This is a genomic window from Mycobacterium sp. SMC-15 (assembly GCF_045310925.1).
GTDB lineage: Bacteria > Actinomycetota > Actinomycetes > Mycobacteriales > Mycobacteriaceae > Mycobacterium.
The window spans coordinates 59,676-73,368 of sequence record NZ_JBJIAJ010000006.1 but is presented as its reverse complement, the minus strand read 5'-3'; the positions used below and the strand labels follow the sequence as shown (position 1 = coordinate 73,368).

Annotated in this window: 16 protein-coding genes and 1 pseudogene; 12 read left to right on the top strand and 5 right to left on the bottom strand. The window is 68.1% G+C overall.

The annotated features are described in order from the left end of the window. Positions 1–23 precede the first annotated feature (23 nt). The gene (locus tag ACJH71_RS10715; RefSeq protein ID WP_406758000.1) at positions 24–815 is read left to right on the top strand and encodes a 3-oxo-5-alpha-steroid 4-dehydrogenase; all 792 of its coding nucleotides are present in this window, start codon (positions 24–26) and stop codon (positions 813–815) included. Positions 816–903: 88 nt separating this feature from the next. After that, positions 904–1,530 (top strand): annotated as a pseudogene (locus ACJH71_RS10710) (carboxymuconolactone decarboxylase family protein); the annotation flags it as partial. Here the strand turns inward: ACJH71_RS10710 and ACJH71_RS10705 are convergent. Together ACJH71_RS10705 and ACJH71_RS10700 are read right to left on the bottom strand one after the other, a co-directional pair. Next, positions 1,518–1,985, bottom strand: coding sequence for a PPOX class F420-dependent oxidoreductase (locus tag ACJH71_RS10705; protein WP_406757999.1), 468 nt, complete (start codon positions 1,983–1,985; stop codon positions 1,518–1,520). The pseudogene ACJH71_RS10710 and the gene ACJH71_RS10705 overlap by 13 nt on opposite strands. Before the next feature lie 13 nt (positions 1,986–1,998). Further along, positions 1,999–2,922: a sigma-70 family RNA polymerase sigma factor gene (locus ACJH71_RS10700; RefSeq protein WP_406757998.1), complete on the bottom strand. Its 924-nt coding sequence runs from the start codon at positions 2,920–2,922 to the stop codon at positions 1,999–2,001. Between the two features lie 52 nt (positions 2,923–2,974). Here ACJH71_RS10700 and ACJH71_RS10695 point away from each other — a divergent pair, with 52 nt between their 5' ends. From ACJH71_RS10695 to ACJH71_RS10650, 10 genes are all read left to right on the top strand, one after another. Further along, positions 2,975–3,967, top strand: a complete 993-nt coding sequence (locus tag ACJH71_RS10695) for an SMP-30/gluconolactonase/LRE family protein (RefSeq protein ID WP_406757997.1) — start codon at positions 2,975–2,977, stop codon at positions 3,965–3,967. An 81-nt stretch (positions 3,968–4,048) separates the two neighbouring features. Continuing rightward, entirely contained in the window at positions 4,049–5,272 is a 1,224-nt protein-coding gene (locus tag ACJH71_RS10690; protein ID WP_406757996.1) for a D-alanyl-D-alanine carboxypeptidase family protein, read from the top strand. After that, entirely contained in the window at positions 5,266–5,661 is a 396-nt protein-coding gene (locus ACJH71_RS10685; RefSeq protein ID WP_406757995.1) for a DUF4345 domain-containing protein, read from the top strand. The genes ACJH71_RS10690 and ACJH71_RS10685 overlap by 7 nt, the downstream gene beginning before the upstream one ends. A gap of 45 nt (positions 5,662–5,706) precedes the next feature. Continuing rightward, positions 5,707–7,125, top strand: a complete 1,419-nt coding sequence (locus tag ACJH71_RS10680) for a sugar porter family MFS transporter (RefSeq protein ID WP_406758187.1) — start codon at positions 5,707–5,709, stop codon at positions 7,123–7,125. Next, complete coding sequence (gene nagA / locus ACJH71_RS10675) at positions 7,122–8,240, top strand: N-acetylglucosamine-6-phosphate deacetylase (RefSeq protein ID WP_406757994.1); 1,119 nt, start codon at positions 7,122–7,124, stop codon at positions 8,238–8,240. The genes ACJH71_RS10680 and nagA overlap by 4 nt, the downstream gene beginning before the upstream one ends. Before the next feature lie 9 nt (positions 8,241–8,249). Then, positions 8,250–8,540 (top strand): GNAT family N-acetyltransferase, encoded by a 291-nt coding sequence (locus ACJH71_RS10670; protein ID WP_406757993.1) that lies wholly within the window; start codon positions 8,250–8,252, stop codon positions 8,538–8,540. Then, complete coding sequence (locus ACJH71_RS10665; protein WP_406757992.1) at positions 8,537–8,992, top strand: carboxymuconolactone decarboxylase family protein; 456 nt, start codon at positions 8,537–8,539, stop codon at positions 8,990–8,992. The genes ACJH71_RS10670 and ACJH71_RS10665 overlap by 4 nt, the downstream gene beginning before the upstream one ends. 178 nt (positions 8,993–9,170) lie before the next feature. Next, positions 9,171–9,641, top strand: coding sequence for a MarR family winged helix-turn-helix transcriptional regulator (locus ACJH71_RS10660; protein WP_406757991.1), 471 nt, complete (start codon positions 9,171–9,173; stop codon positions 9,639–9,641). Beyond that, a complete protein-coding gene (locus ACJH71_RS10655; protein ID WP_406757990.1) occupies positions 9,638–10,054 on the top strand; it encodes a PPOX class F420-dependent oxidoreductase in 417 nt (138 codons plus the stop codon). The genes ACJH71_RS10660 and ACJH71_RS10655 overlap by 4 nt, the downstream gene beginning before the upstream one ends. Next, positions 10,051–10,656, top strand: a complete 606-nt coding sequence (locus ACJH71_RS10650; RefSeq protein ID WP_406757989.1) for a class I SAM-dependent methyltransferase — start codon at positions 10,051–10,053, stop codon at positions 10,654–10,656. Before ACJH71_RS10655 ends, ACJH71_RS10650 begins: the two co-directional genes overlap by 4 nt. 13 nt (positions 10,657–10,669) lie before the next feature. Here the strand turns inward: ACJH71_RS10650 and ACJH71_RS10645 are convergent, their stop codons facing one another. The 3 genes from ACJH71_RS10645 to trpS all read right to left on the bottom strand — a co-directional run bounded on the left by ACJH71_RS10645 (position 10,670) and on the right by trpS (position 13,627). Beyond that, on the bottom strand, positions 10,670–11,611 hold the full coding sequence (locus ACJH71_RS10645) for a DUF5996 family protein (protein WP_406757988.1): 942 nt from the start codon (positions 11,609–11,611) through the stop codon (positions 10,670–10,672). A 97-nt stretch (positions 11,612–11,708) separates the two neighbouring features. Continuing rightward, on the bottom strand, positions 11,709–12,611 hold the full coding sequence (gene yhjD / locus ACJH71_RS10640; RefSeq protein WP_406757987.1) for an inner membrane protein YhjD: 903 nt from the start codon (positions 12,609–12,611) through the stop codon (positions 11,709–11,711). Continuing rightward, on the bottom strand, positions 12,608–13,627 hold the full coding sequence (trpS, locus tag ACJH71_RS10635; RefSeq protein ID WP_406757986.1) for a tryptophan--tRNA ligase: 1,020 nt from the start codon (positions 13,625–13,627) through the stop codon (positions 12,608–12,610). The genes yhjD and trpS overlap by 4 nt, the downstream gene beginning before the upstream one ends. Between the last annotated feature and the right edge of the window lie 66 nt (positions 13,628–13,693).

Here is a 13,693-nt window from a genome sequence, read left to right as displayed (position 1 = left end):
ACCACCGTGATAGGACACTGAGCATGCACTGGTACACCGGCAACACCGTCTACGACACCGTCCTGACCGCAGCGTTCGCCTTCGCGGCGTTCGTGATCATCGGCGGCTTCTTCGGCCAGAGTTCCTACGGGCGGTTCTCGACGACCAAGCTCGGCTTGAACCTGAACCCCAAGTTCGGCTGGTGGTTGATGGAGATCCCGGCGACCGTGGTGTTTCTGGTCGCCTACCTGAGCGGGCCGCACCGCTTCGAGCCGACGTCGCTGGTGCTGGCCGGCATCTGGGCGCTGCACTACGCCAACCGCGGCTGGTTCTTCCCGCTGGCCATCCGCCAGGTGCCCGGCAAGCGCAGCACCTTCAACATCTCGGTGGTGGTGATGGGCATGCTCGTCACGTCCATGCACGGCTACCTCAACGGTGCGCTGTTCAGCCACGACTATTTCGGCCAGTACGGCACCGGCTGGCTGACCGACCCGCGGTTCCTGATCGGGCTGGTGGTCTACCTGTGTGGATTCGCCCTGCTGGTCAACTCCGAGTCGATCGTGCGCAACCTGCGCGACAAGAACAATCCCGGCGGCGCGGAGTACCGGATTCCGTTCGGCGGCGGCTTCCGCTTCGTCACCAGCCCGGCCTACCTGGGCGAGATGACGGCGTGGGCCGGCTTCGCGATCCTGACCTGGGCGCTGCCCGGCGTCGCCATCCTGCTGATCACCGCGGGCAATCTGATCCCCCGCGCCCTGGGCACCCACAAGTGGTATCAGGAGAAGTTCGTCGACTACCCGACCGACCGCAAGGCGCTGGTCCCCTTCCTGATCTGAGGTCCGCCGCCGACCCGCCGAGCGTGAAGCCACCTTCACGTTCGGCCGCCGAGCGTGAAGCCATCTTCACATTCGGCGGCGGGCGCTGTCACACTTCGGCGGCCCGGCTCGTCTTAGGGGTATGACTACCAAACCTCGCATCGACCCGCTGCCGCCGAAACGCACCAACATGCTGGTGCGCGCCATGTACCGCTACGCCAAGCGTCGCTTCGGTGAAGTGCCGGAGCCCTTCGCCGTCGCCGCGCATCATCCGCGGCTGCTGGTGGCCAATGCGGTGCACGAGGGCCTGTTGCAGTCCGCGTCGCGCAAGCTGCCTGCCGGCCCGCGGGATCTGGCGGTGTTCTGGACCGCCCGCACCGTCGGTTGCTCGTGGTGCGTGGACTTCGGATCCATGCTGCAACGCCTGGAGGGGATCGACACCGACCGGCTCAAGCAGATCGAGGACTACGCGACCTCGCCGCTGTACAGCGAGGACGAGCGGGCCGCGATCGCCTACGCCGACGCGATGACCACCGACCCCCATTCGGTCACCGACGAACAGGTCGCCGATCTGCAGCACCGGTTCGGTGACGCCGGGGTGATCGAGCTGACCTACCAGATCGGGGTGGAGAACATGCGATCCCGGATGTACGCGGCGCTGGGCATCACCGAGCAGGGCTTCAACTCCGGGGATGCCTGCCGGGTGCCCTGGGCCACCGAAGATCAGCGAGACTGAGTCGCCGGAGTGATCTCGATATAGGCGATCGGGAGTCCGGCCGCCGCACTCCCCTTGTCCAGACCGCGCTCGAAGATCCGCATCGCCGGGCTCCAGTTGGCGGCGATCGCGCGTTCGGCCTGCGCATGGTCGGACTCGGGCAGAATCCGGGCGATGGCGGCCACCGGTTGCCCCTCGGGTTTCCCGCGCAGGCTGCTGGGGACCACGACGACGTTCGGGTTGTTGCGGATTCGTTTGACCTTGCCGGTGGATGCGTCGGTGCGGACGTAGAGCTTTCCGGCGTCGACGCCGTGGTTGATCGGGCTCGGCATCGCCTCCCCCGACCGTTTGAACGTGACCAGCAGGATCTGCCGAGACTTGTCGAAGCCGGTGAAGTCCGTGCCGGTTGGATTACCGATGTCAAAGGCGTCGCGGTGGCGCATCTTGTCCATTGCGCGAAACATCAACGCGCCCATTTTCTTTGAGACGCTAGTGGCCACGTTCTTCCTCCGATCGGCTGGCGGGTCGCAGCGGGGATCCGGTGAATTTATCCGGGTTGGCGATATCCCAGATCGCCACCACCCGCCCGTCGCGCACCGTCATCGCGGTGACGCGCGGCATCAGCTCGGGGAACCCGTCGGCGCCGGGCGCGCCCGGGGTGTAGGCGCCCAGTTCGCCGTTGACCAGCGCCAGTTGGTTCGCGGTGACCAGGGTCGGGCCGTAGCGGCGCGCCAGGCCGAGCAGGAACCGGGCCACCTTCTCGGGACCGCGAATGACCCGCGGGGCGGTCGGCGCCCGGCGGTTGGCGTCGCCGGTGAACGTCACGTCGGGGTGCAGCAGCGCCACCACGGCCGCCAGGTCGCCGGATGCCATCGCGGCCATCAGTGAGCCGACCGCCTCGTCGTGGCGCGGATCGGGCTGCGGCGGCGGATCAGCGGTGACGGCCTTGCGGGCGCGCGAGGCCAGCTGACGGGCCGCGGCTTCGGTGGTGTTCAGCACGCCAGCCACCTCGCCGAACGGCACCGCGAACCCGTCGTGCAGCACGAAGGCCACCCGCTGATCGGGAGTCAGCCGCTCCAACACCACCATGGCAGCGAACCGGGCATCTTCGCCGGCCACCACCGTCGACAACGGATCGGCGTCGTCACCGGTCACCACCGGCTCGGGCAACCACTCACCGACATAGGTCTCGCGGCGCCGCGGCGCCGAACGCAGCCGGTCCAGGCCGAGCCGACTCACCACCGTGGTCAACCAGGCCCGCGGGTCGACGATGCGGTCACGCTCGGCGGCGTCGAAGCGCAGCCAAGCGTCCTGCACGATGTCCTCGGCGTCGGCGAACATGCCGGTGAGCCGGTAGGCCACCGCCAGCAGATGAGGCCGCAACGCCTCAAAGTCCTCCACCGACGCCGTCATCGCCACCAGCCTAGGCCTGTGCCGGGCGCGACCTGTCGGACACAATGCAGGAATGGCCAAGCCGCGTATCGATCCCGTCCGCTGGCAACCCCCGGGATCACGGCCGCTGCCCCCGCCCGATCCCACCCCGGCACTGCGACTCGTGGAGATTCCCGGTACCGCTCCCGAGGATGTCGTCGCGGCGGCCGACGGCACCATCTGGACCGGGGTGGAAGACGGCCGCATCATCGCGGTTGACCCGGCAGGCGGCGCACCACGGGTGGTGACCGACACCGGCGGGCGCCCACTGGGGTTGGCCTTCACCGGCGATCACCGGCTGCTGATCTGTGACAGCCACCGCGGCCTGCTGCGCTATGACCCGCAGACCGATCAGCTGGAGACCCTGGTGAGCGAAGTGGCCGGACAGCCGCTGACGTTCTGCTCCAATGCCGTCGAATCCGCCGACGGCACAATCTATTTCACCGAATCCACCAGCCGGTTCCACTACGAGCACTACAAGGGTTCGGTGATCGAGGCCCGCGGCAGCGGGTCATTGATGCAACGCAATCCTGACGGCACTGTGAGCGTGCTGGCGACGGGATTGCATTTCGCCAACGGCGTGACGCTGACCGCTGACGAGTCGGCGGTGGTGTTCGCCGAGAGCACCGGGCGGCGACTGTCCAAGTACTGGCTGACCGGCTCCCACCGCGGTTCGATCACTGCGCTGGTGCAGGAACTGCCCGGCCATCCCGACAACATCTCCACCGGGCGCGACGGACGCATCTGGGTCGCGATGGTCTCCGATCGCAACGCGTTGTCCGACTGGCTGAGCCCGCGTGCGCCGGTGCTTCGCCGGCTGTTGTGGCGACTGTTGCCGTATCGCTGGCTGCCCGACCCGACGCCGGTGGTGTGGGTGGTCGCTTTCGACGCCGACGACGGGCGGGTACTGACCCAATACCGCACGGAGCACCCCGGCTTCGGGCTGGCCACCGGCGTGGTGGAGGCCGACGATCGACTGTGGATGGGACGGATCGCCGGGCCAGGCCTGGCCTATTTCCAGCTGTAACCTCCCGCTGTAACTTCCGCCCCACCAGCCACAGCGTGGCTCCGCGGTTTCGCGGGGCCCGTGGCCTACCCTGCACACACGATGACTTCTCTGCGCTCGGTGTCAGCCCTGGTGGCCGCGGGTTTCCTCGCCGCCTCCGCTCCACTGGCGACGGCAGATCCCACCCCGGGCCGGGGCGCGGGAACGGTCGGCTGCCCGTATCAGGTCAGCACTCCTCCCGCGGTGGACGCCTCCGAAGTGCCGCAAGCCGGCCCTCCCCCGTTGCCGCTGCCGGTGCCGGCCACCCCGGTCGGCGGCGAGGCGCTGGCCGGCTGCGGGATCGTGGCCGCACCCGACACCCCACCGGTGCCCAGCGAGGTCTCCGCCGAATCGTGGCTGGTGGCAGACCTGGACAGCGGCGCGGTGATCGCCGCCCGCGATCCGCATGGTCGGCACCGTCCGGCCAGCGTGATCAAGGTGCTGACCGCGATGGCGTCGCTGAACGAACTGGACCCCAACATGGTGGTTCCCGGGACCCAAGAAGACGCCAACGCCGAAGGCACCCGGGTCGGCGTCGGCCCCGGCGGCCGCTTCACCGTCGACCAGTTGCTGCACGGACTGCTGATGGGATCGGGCAACGACGCCGCGCACGCCCTGGCCATGCAGCTCGGCGGCTGGGATGTGGCGCTGCACAAGATCAACACCCTGGCCGCGCGACTCGGCGGCCGCGACACCCGCGCCGCCACCCCCTCCGGGCTGGACGGGCCGGGCATGAGCACCTCGGCCTACGACATCGGGCTGTTCTACCGCTATGCCTGGAACAACCCGGCGTTCACCAACATCGTCGCGACCCGCAGCTTCGACTTCCCGGGCTACGGCGATACGCCCGGCTACCAGCTGGAGAACGACAACCAGCTGCTCTACAACTACCCGGGCGCCCTGGGCGGCAAGACCGGCTACACCGACGACGCCGGACAGACGTTCGTCGGCGCCGCGACCCGGGACGGGCGCCGGCTGGTGGCCGTGCTGCTGCGCGGCACCCGGCAGCCGATCCCGCCCTGGCAGCAGGCCGCGCAGCTGCTCGACTACGGCTTCTCCGTCCCGCCAGGCACCCGCGTCGGCACGCTCATCGAACCGGACCCGTCGCTGGTGGCGCCCCGCAGCCCGGCCGACGCCGCGAACCCCCAGGCGATGTTGCTGGCCCCGTCCGACGACACGGTGCCGGTGCGCGTCGGGGTGGGCATTTTCGGAACGATCGTTGTGTTCGCGCTCATCATGGGCGCCCGGGCGGTGAACCGCCGCCCCGGCAGGGGCTCGGCATGGTGATCAAGTCTCTGCGCGCATTCGGCTGGCTCACCGGGCTGCTGCTGATAGCGCTGGGGATCAGCCGGATGGCGTTCTCACTGGACTCCATTCCCGACGGCCAGACCGTCAACGCGACGGTGGACAGCGAGAGCCGCGCAGCCGGCGCCCTGCTGATCGGCTTCGGAGTCGGCTACCTCGAGGCCTTTCGGCGCTCCGTGATCCCGGCCGGAGCCGTGCGCCTGCTGGCCGCCACCATGGCCCTGCTCGGGGTGTCCCGGCTGATGTCCATGGTCGATGTCGGCATGCCGCATCCGGCCTTCACCGCCGCGTGCGCCGTCGAGTTCGTCGCGGCCGGGTTGACCTATTGGTATGCCACCCTGGCCGAACGGCCCGACTCGGGCATTCGGTAACTGACCGCATCCCCTACCGTGGGCCAGATGGGCCGATTCGAGGAACTGCGCCGCTCCTCGCCGCTGGCGCTGCTGGTGGGAGTGGCCGCCGCCAGCGTCGGCGTCATCTACGGCTACGACCTGTCCAATATCGCCGGCGCGCTGTTGTTCATCGAGCGTGATTTCGGGCTGACCGAAGCCCAGCAGGAGATGATCGCGACCGCGACGGTGATCGGCGAGATCGCCGGCGCCGTGGCCGGCGGGTGGTTGGCCAACGCGATCGGCCGGAAGCGCTCCATGGTCGTGGTGACGCTGGGCTACGCGGGTTTCGCGTTGCTGGGGGCGGCATCGACGTCGGTGTCGACACTGACCGTGGCACGACTGCTGCTCGGCATCACCATCGGCATATCGGTAGTGGTGGTGCCGGTGTTCGTGGCCGAGTCGGCGCCGGCCCACGCCCGCGGCGCACTGCTGGTGACCTACGGGGTGGCCACGGTGATCGGGATCATCGCCGGCTATCTGTGCGCCTACCTACTGGCCGGCACCGGCAACTGGCGGGCGATGCTGGGCCTGGCCGCGGTACCGGCGGTGCTCGTCGCCCTACTGCTGGCACGCATCCCCGACACGGCCCGCTGGTATCTGCTCAAAGGCCGCGTCGACGACGCGGAACGCACCCTGCGGCGCATCGAACCTGGCGCCGACGCACAGCGCGAGCTGGCCGAGATCAACCGCACCTTGGCCGAGGAACAGGCCGGCGGGGTCGGCGTGCTGCGCGAGATGCTGCGGCCGCCGTATCTGCGGGCGACGCTGTTCGTGGTGACGCTGGGCTTCTTCATCCAGATCACCGGGATCAACGCGATCGTCTACTACAGCCCGCGGCTGTTCGAGAAGATGGGCTTCGAGGGCGATTTCGCATTGCTGGTCCTGCCGGCGCTGGTGCAGGTCGCCGCCCTGGCGGCAATGGTCGTCTCGCTGGTGATCATCGACCGGGTCGGCCGGCGACCGATCCTGCTGTCCGGTATTGCCACCATGGTCGCGGCCAACCTACTGCTGATCGCGGTGTTCGCCGCCGGTGACGCGTTCGGCAACGCCCTGACGGCGGTCAAGTTCGGCGGGGTGCTGCTGTTCACCGTCGGCTACACGTTCGGATTCGGTTCACTGGTCTGGGTGTATGCCGGGGAGAGCCTGCCGGCCCGAATGCGGTCTATGGGGGCGTCGGCGATGTTGACCTCGGACCTGGTGGCCAACGCGATCGTCGCCGCGGTGTTCCTGACCATGCTCACCTCGCTGGGCGGCGCCGGGACGTTCGCGGTGTTCGGCGTGCTGGCGATCCTCGGCCTGGCGTTCGTCTATCGCTACGCCCCGGAGACCAAGGGCCGGCAGTTGGAAGACATCCGGCACTTCTGGGAGAACGGCGGACGCTGGCCAGCCGAGAACGGCCGGGACGCCGGGGCCCTGGTGCCGGACAGTGAGGCGTCGGCATGAGCGTCATCGCCGCCGGCACCGTCGTGCTCGACGGCCGGGTGCACCGGCCGGGTTGGGTGTCGGTGGCCGGTGGGCGAATCGCCGATTGCGGGTCTGGGCAGGTTCGCGCGGACACCGATTTCGGCGACTGTGTGGTGGTGCCCGGCTTCGTCGACATGCACTGCCACGGTGGCGCCGGTGTCTCCTACGCCGACGATCCGGACCGGGCGGCCGCCTTGCACGCGTCGCACGGCACCACCGCGGGCCTGGCCAGCTTGGTGACCACCTCCCGGGAAGCCCTGCTGGCGCAGGTGCGCACGCTGGCTGCCGCGGTCCGGCGCGGCGTGGTGGACGGCATCCACCTGGAAGGGCCGTGGTTGAGCCGGTTGCACTGCGGCGCACACGACAGCGAAGCGCTGCGCGCCCCCGACGACGCTGAGGTCGACGCGCTGCTGGCCGCCGGTGAGGGCACGATCCGGATGGTCACGCTGGCACCCGAGCTGCCCGGCGCCATCACGGTTATCCGGCGCTTGGTGGATGCGGGAATCGTGGTGGCCGTGGGCCACACCGACGCGGGCTACGAACTGACGCAGGAGGCGGTCGAAGCCGGCGCGACGGTCGGCACGCACCTGTTCAACGCGATGCGAGCCCTGCACCATCGCGAGCCGGGACCGGTTCCCGCGCTGTTGTCCGATCCGCGGGTGACCGTCGAGCTGATCGCCGACGGCGTGCACCTGCACGCGGGTGTGATCCGGCACGTCGTGGCCACCGCCGGCCCGGACCGGGTCGCCCTGGTCACCGATGCGATGGCCGCCGCCGGCGCCGGTGACGGCGCGTTCACCCTGGGCGGGCTCGACGTCGATGTCACCGACGGGGTGGCCCGGCTGCACGGCACGACGACGATCGCCGGCAGCACCGCCACCATGGGCGGACTGTTCGGTTCCGTGGTGCGACTGCTCGGCGGCGACGATGCGGCTCTGGCGGACACCGCGCGCATGACCTCGTCCACCCCGGCGCGCACCCTCGGGCTGCACCGAGCCGGTGTTCTGGCCGCCGGACGTGACGCCGACCTGGTTGTGCTGGATCGCGATTGGCGGGTCTCGCGAGTAATGCGGCGCGGCGCCTGGCTCCGATAGGCTGCGAAGATGAGCGAACCGACCGTCACCCACGACAACGGGCAATACAAGATCACCGTCGACGGCGAACAGGCCGGGTTCGCCGACTACATCGAACGCGGCGATCAGCGGATTTTCCACCACACCGTGATCGACAAGGCATTCGGCGGCCGCGGCCTGGCCGGCATTCTGGTCGGTAAGGCCCTGGCCGACACCCGCGCGGCCGGCAAACGCGTCGTACCGACCTGCTCGTTCGTGGAGGCCTACATCACCAAGCACCCGGAGTTCGCCGACCTCGTCGACCCGGCCGGCGAACAGTGACGCGGATCCCCCTCAACAAGCAGTCCGCCTCGGTCTACCGGGCCTACCTGGACGCCGCAGCCGAGGTGCGGGCGCGTGCCGAAGAGGCCGGGTTGTCGCGGACCGTCCTGGAGCTGGTGAATCTGCGGGTATCCCAGATCAATGGGTGCGCTTTCTGCCTGAACATGCACAGCAAGGCGCTGCTGGAGACCGGTGACACCGTGCAGCGGATTGCGGTGCTGCCGGCCTGGCGGGACACCCAACTGTTCTCCGACACCGAACGGGCCGCCCTGGAGCTCGCCGAAGCGGTCACGTGGATCTCCGACACCCACCTGGACGACGACGAGTACGCGCTGCTGCGCGAGCACCTCACCGACGACCAGGTCTCGCTGCTGATCTGGTCGGCGATCACGATCAACGCGTTCAACCGGGTTTCGATCATGAGCCGCTACCCGGTGCGGGCCGAACAGTAAGAAACCGCGTCACCCTCTGGGGTATCACCCGACCAGTCTCGCCCATATAGTTAAAATTTGAATTATCTAGCGAACATGGCTATGGTGGTGTCAACAAAGCTGATCAGCAGGGAGAGCGACTTGCTTGGCCATCGTTGATCCAAATGCGTATGACTTTCCTCTCGAAACGAGGTGACCGGTGTCCGACCAGAAGTTGTCCGACCGGCAGGCGCAGGCCTGGGGTGCCTATATCGAGAGCAGCATCCAGCTCGAGACCCGGCTCGACGAGCTGCTGCGCGAGCGGACCGGCCTCACGCTGATCGACTATCACCTGCTGATGCTGCTCACCGGGGCCCCGGAACAGCGCATGCGGATGAGCGAGTTGGCCGATCGGATGGTCTTCTCCCGCAGCCGGATCACCTACCAGATCGATTCGATGACCAAACGCGGACTGACCGTACGCGAGTCGGCACCCGATGACCGGCGGGGCTACCGCGCCGTGCTCACCGCCACCGGCCTGAAGGCACTCCAGGAGGCGATGCCGGCACATGCCTGTTCGGTTCGCGAGCTGTTCCTCGACGACCTGGACTCCGACGAATTGGCTTGCGTCGAACGCATCTTCAGTCGGCTACGTAACCGACTCGGCGACGAACGAAAGGTCCGAACATGACGTTCACTCCCGCCGAACTGGCCTACCTGCGCGATGAATCGATCGGTCGGCTGGCCACGATCGGGCCGGCCGGCGATCCCCAGATCAGACCGGTCAGTGTCCACCTCGGTCCGGACCAGGCCACGATCGACATCGTCGGCCACGCACTCTCGACAACCCAGAAATGGCGCAACGTGCTCCGGGATCCCCAGGTGGCCTTCATCGTCGACACCGTGATCTCGGTGAAGCCGCCGCAGGCCCGTGGCATCGAGATCCGCGGCATCGGCACCGCACTGCCCGGGGCGGGAAGCACCGAAAGCGGACTCTCCGGCGACATCATCCGGATCACCCCGCGGCGGATCGTCGCCTGGGGGCTCGACTCAGCTGGCACCAGTGCCCGCGACATCACCGACAACGAAAGGAACACACCATGACACACAAGATCGATTGGGATGAGGCCTACCAGCAGCCGCAGGTGCCCGCCTGGAACATCGGTGCGCCGCAACCGGAATACGCGGCGCTGATCGCGCGGCCGGGCACGGTGCGCGATGACGTGCTCGACGCCGGGTGCGGTCACGCCGAACTGTCCCTGGCCTTGGCCGCGCGCGGTCATACCGTTGTCGGCATCGACCTGTCCCCCACCGCGGTCGCGGCGGCCACCGCTGCTGCCGCCGAGCGCGGCCTGACCACCGCAACCTTCGCGGCGGCCGACATCACCACCTTGACGGGCTATGACGGCCGGTTCTCCACCATCTTCGACAGCGGGCTGCTGCACGCTCTGCCCGACGAACTGCGGGAGAACTATCTGCGGGCCATGTACCGCGCTGCGGCTCCGGGCGCGACGTTCTACATTCTGGCCTTCGGTGCCGGCGCTTTCACCGACCACGAGGGACCGGCACCCACCCAGTTCACCGCAGAGCAGTTGCGCGACGAGGTTTCGACGTGCTGGGTTGTCGACGAGGTTCGGCCGGCGCCGCTGTTCGCCACGATCGGTCAGATGCCCGGCTTCCTGCTGACCGCCCACCGCCCGGAGTGACGGCCGGCGACGTTCAGGCGCGTGATTGCCGCTGCCACCGATTCGGATCCGCTTCGAGGGCAGCGCGATCCCAGTTGCTGCGCACCGCCGCCGCTTCATAGGTGTCTTGCAGAAAGTCCAGCAGCACCCGGTCCGGCTCGGGTGCTTGCCGCACCGCCTCGTAGGGCAGCACGTACTCCCCCATCTGCGTGCTGTAGAACGCCTCTGCCGGGCGGACCGGATGATCGGCGAAGCCATCGGGTTCCGGGTAGGCGTAGGCATAGAAGCCGCCTTCGGCGCCGCCGCCCGGCCAGAACCCGCAGCTGCTGAGTTCGTGTGAGTAGCCTTCGACCATCACCCAGTCGCCGCAGTTGGGTGCCCCGCCGGGGTGCGTTGGAGCGCGTCGGCCGGAGAATCGGGTGCAGGCAAGATCCATTGCTCCCCAAAAGAAATGGACGGGGCTTACCTTGCCGATGAAACGCGACCTGAACTGGCCCAGCACGCGGTTCGCCTGTACCAATTGCCGCCAGAACAGGTGGGCAGCCTGCGGGTCATAGGAAGCGTGCTCGACATCGTCGGCGAACGGCACGGCGGGCTCGACCTCGTTGGGGTGAGACTGGATATGTGTCTGCAGGCCCAACTCGGCCAGCATCGACATGACCGTGGCGTAGAACTCCGCCACCGACTGTTCCCGCAGCGGCATGGCCCGGGTCACACCGGAACTGGTTCGGATCACCAACTGGTGGTCGATGAAGTCGAATGCGATGTCGAAAACATCGCAGCCGTAAGGGATCGCCGACGTGGTGAGCCCTCGTGGGGTGACGTACAGCGTCACCTGCCACCAGTGGTTCACCAAGGGCGCGTGCGCCAGCCGGACCTTGCCGACGATCTGGGTCCACATGTGCAGGGTGTCCCGGGTAGGACCCCAGTCCTCGACACGAAGACTTGGCCAGGTACTTGCGGATTCGCCAGCCACGATCGTCTCCCTCCACGAGCAGTCGGGCAGACCGGAGCTGGAACCAGGCGGTCCGCTCCGTAGTGCCTACTACCCCTTTCGGGAGCCAATCACACAGTCAGGCGGTGCGCAGGTTATCCGCCGACGTCGCCGCCCACGCGGTGGCGAACAGAATGAGCCGGGCGGTGACGTAGGCGAACACCAGCAGGCCCAGGACCGGTCCGAACACCGCCCCGGCCGGGCCGTTGATCACCGACTGCAGATACACCGAGCCGGCCTGCTTGAACAGTTCGTAGCCGACTGCGGCGATAGCACCGGCCTCCATGGCGCTGTTGAAACTCACCGACTCCCTCGGCAATCGGGCGATCATCCAGGTGAACAGCAGCCACGACACCGTAGCCGCCATCAGCAGCGACGCAACCCGCAGTAGCCCACCCAACAAGGTGAAGTCGGGGACCCCCAGCCAGCGCAGGACGTTTCGCATCAGCTTCGGATCAGCCAGCGCGGTCAGCGCCAGGGTGACCAGCATGGCGCCGAGCGCCCATACCATCGCGAGCAGGTCCGACAGCTTCGATGAGACGAAACCTTTTTTGTCCGAACGGGTTTCCCACATCTCCGAGAGCGCTTCGCGCAGGTTGGCCATCCAGGTCAGCCCCACCCAGGCGGCGGTGGCCAGGCCGATCACCCCGACCGAGGCGCGTGAGGAGATCGCGCTGTCCATCAGCGTGACGAGCTCGTTGCCGAACTCGCCGGGGATCGAATGCTTGATCCGGCGCTCGATCTCGTCGAGCACCTCGGGCCGTCGCGACAACAGGAAACCGCCGATGGAGAACCCGACCATCGCCAGCGGGAACAGCGCGAAGATGGTGTAGTAGCTCATCCCGGCGGCGAAGAAGTTTCCCTGGCAGTCGTCGTAGCGCTCTTGGGCCCGCACCACGTGGTCGAACCAGCCGTACCTGGCCCGCAGCCGGTCGATGACGCCCGGCTTGGACTGATCCTGCTCCGTCACGGCCTTGCTCATGCCGGCGGCGGAAGGAGTCCCACCCGGTCGTACACCCGCGTCAGGGTTGCGGCGGCCGCCGCGCGCGCCCGGCTCGCCCCGGTGGCCAGCACGGCCTGCAGCTCGGCCGGGTCGGCGAGCAGCTCATCCACCCGGGCCTTGATCGGGGTGACGAATTCAGCCACCGCCTCGGCGGTCTCCTTTTTCAGGTCGCCGTAGCCGCGCCCCGCATAGCCGTCCACCAGGGTGTCGACGTCCGAGCCGGTGACGGCGGCCTGAATGGTCAGCAGGTTGGAAATCCCGGGCTTGGACTCCGGGTCGTAGCGGATCTCGCGCTCGGAGTCGGTGACCGCCGAGCGGATCTTCTTGGCGCTTTTCGCCGGGTCGTCGAGCAGGCTGATCAAACCGGCGTCGGTGGCCGCCGATTTGCTCATCTTGGCGGTCGGGTCCTGCAGGTCATAGATCTTGGCGGTGGCCTTCGGGATCATCGGCTCGGGGACGACGAAGGTGTCCGGGAAGCGCGCGTTGACGCGCTGCGCGACATCGCGCGCCAGCTCCAGGTGCTGGCGCTGGTCTTCCCCGACCGGGACCACCTCGGTGTCATAGAGCAGCACGTCGGCGGCCATCAGCACCGGATAGGTGAACAGCCCCACGGTGGTGGAGTCGGCGCCCTGCTTCTGCGACTTGTCCTTGAACTGCGTCATCCGCGACGCCTGCCCGAATCCGGTGAAACAGCCCAGCACCCAGGCGAGTTCGGCGTGGGCGGGCACATGACTCTGCACGAAGACGGTGCTGCGCGCCGGGTCGATTCCCAGCGCGAGGTACTGGGCGGCCGTCACCAGCGTGCGGCGGCGCAGGGTCTCCGGGTCCTGCGGCACGGTGATCGCGTGCAGGTCCACGACGCAGAAGAACGCCTCGTGATCGTCCTGCAGGCTGGTCCACTGAGCGACCGCACCGAGGGCGTTTCCGAGGTGCAGCGAGTCGGAGGTCGGCTGGGCGCCGGAGAATACGACGGGACGGGATCCGGGAGTGCTCATGATTGCTCGATCCTGTCACGCCGGGGACCGGATGACCGCACCTGGTAACAGAGCGCCCGCTCTGTT